2 protein-coding genes are annotated in these 1,992 nt (G+C 67.5%); both read right to left on the minus strand.

From position 1 onward, the window contains the following. Positions 1–144: 144 nt before the first annotated feature. Positions 145–1,032: a YhjD/YihY/BrkB family envelope integrity protein gene (locus OM076_RS44415; protein ID WP_270046726.1), complete on the minus strand. Its 888-nt coding sequence runs from the start codon at positions 1,030–1,032 to the stop codon at positions 145–147. Positions 1,033–1,062: 30 nt separating this feature from the next. Further along, positions 1,063–1,917, minus strand: a complete 855-nt coding sequence (locus tag OM076_RS44420; RefSeq protein WP_270046728.1) for a class II glutamine amidotransferase — start codon at positions 1,915–1,917, stop codon at positions 1,063–1,065. Between the last annotated feature and the right edge of the window lie 75 nt (positions 1,918–1,992).

Below are 1,992 nucleotides of genomic sequence, written 5' to 3' on the forward strand. Positions count from 1 at the left end.
CCCGATCCCGGCCTTCACGCTCGACGGTGTCGTGATCGCAGTGGGCACAGGCGTCCTGGTTGCATCGCCGGCGATAGTGGCCATCGCGGTTTCCTCCAATTCGGTTGGGTACCGCGAACCTAAGGACGATCTACTCACGCGTCATCATCCCGATGGCACGAACTCATCCGGTGTTCCGTTTCGGCGCCAGAGGGTTGCGTTGAGAAACGCCGACGCCACGATGATGCGTGAGATCAGGAAGATCGCAAGCAGCAGTGTCGCGGCGGTCCCGAGGGAGCCGTAGAGCGCGGGGGCTCTGGTCAGCTTCGGCGCGAAGTAGTACTGCGTCGCGATATGCAGCACGGCGTAGCCGATCGCGAACAGCGCGGCGCCCGGCAGGAGCGCGCGCCACTTCGCGTCGGCGTGGGGAAGTAGCAGCGAGAGGCCGAGCCAGCAGCCGCCGCTGATCGCGAAGGACGCAAGGATCAGGAGCAGCGACGGGGCCCCGTCTTGGTGTCTGAGGTACGTGACCAGGGTCTCGGTCGCGACCAGAGCGCCGATCGCCGCGGAGCAGATCACGGCGTCGCGCGGCAAGCGCGTGGGACGGCCAACGGGCTCTTCCCAGGCCAGCACGTGCGCGATCCGCAGCGCCTTCACAAGGCTCATCGACGCCGACAGCATCAACACGAGACCGATCGCCAGCAGCGTGGCGGCGCTCTGATCGGACTGGCGCGTGGCCTGTCCCACCGTGCTCGCGACTGAGGCGGCGAGGCCGAGCGATTTGGCGACGCGCTCGGGTGAGGCGCCGCCGGTGGGCCGCACGAGGCCGATCAGCGCGGCGGCGGCCAGCGCCGCCGGCAACAGCCAGAGAAAGATGCGGAACGCGATCCCGCCGGCCAGCAGTGATCCGGCCCGGCGCCGGTCGAGATCGCCTGCTTCCAGTGCGGCGTCGACCAGCGTGCTGCGTTGGCGCAACGTCTGGACGTGCCGTGCTGCCTGCGCGCGGGATCTCTTCACGCGCCCGACCTGCGTCTCGCCATCCTCGGTGAGCATTCGCTGCTCCTCAGCTGGCAGGTGGCTGCGTCACGCGCGGACCGGCACTTGGGTTGTCGGCGCCTTGGGTTGGAAGGGCCGCATCTCGGCGTGGTCTGGGCCGACGATCCCGTAGGTGGATTCGGGCACCTCGTTCCAGACGCCGGCGACGTCGCCCAGGGGTTCGGAGACGATCAGCCGCGCGTCGTCGGAGAACTCCCGGAAAAGTTCCCGCCCGGGGTAGAGCTTGCGCAGCGTCGGAACGTCGGTGGTGTAGAAGAGCGAGCGCGACTTGTGCTCGCTGGAGTACCGGAACGCCCAGATGCTCTCGCCGTCGCTGGTCGCGATCGTGCCCTGGAACGGATGCGGCACCCCGTGGCGAGCGGCGACCGCTTCGACGAGCCCGATCGCCTGCTCGACCGCCGCCGGCGGGTCGTTCTCGAGGCCGAAGGTGAGGGCGAGATAGAACAACACCTCAGTGTCCGCCTGGCCACTGATCAGTGGGTACAGGGACGGATCGATCGCGAGGGTGAGGTCGCGCTTAATCGTCGCGAACTCGTTGATGTAACCGTTGTGCATGAACAGCCAGCGGTTGTGCCGGAAGGGGTGGCAGTTGGTCTGCTGCACCGCGCTGCCGATGGCCGCCCGGATATGCGTGAAGAACAACGGCGAGCTGATGTGACCCGCGAGTTCGCGGAGGTTGTCGTCGTTCCAGGCCGGTTCGGTGCTGTGGAACATGCCCGGCGTGTCGGGGGCGCCGTACCAACCGACGCCGAACCCGTCGCCGTTGGTCGGCTCGGCCCCCATTCGCGAGTGCAGGCTCTGGCCGACGAGCGAGTTAGGGCCCTCGTAGAGCACCTCTTTGAGCAGGATGGGGGAGCCGGAGTATGCGAGCCAGCGGCACATTTGTCCCGCCTTTCTGTTGAGGCAGCGCGGACGGTGAAGGTGTCACGACGACGGTGGTGCGTAGCCTTCGAACTC

The sequence above is a fragment of the Solirubrobacter ginsenosidimutans genome (genome assembly GCF_027587205.1).

Bases quoted from the DNA above. Each gene is read 5' to 3' on its own strand.
- OM076_RS44420 (WP_270046728.1), bottom strand. From the start codon at position 1,917: ATGTGCCGCTGGCTCGCATACTCCGGCTCCCCCATCCTGCTCAAAGAG.
- OM076_RS44415 (WP_270046726.1), bottom strand. From the start codon at position 1,032: ATGCTCACCGAGGATGGCGAGACGCAGGTCGGGCGCGTGAAGAGATCC.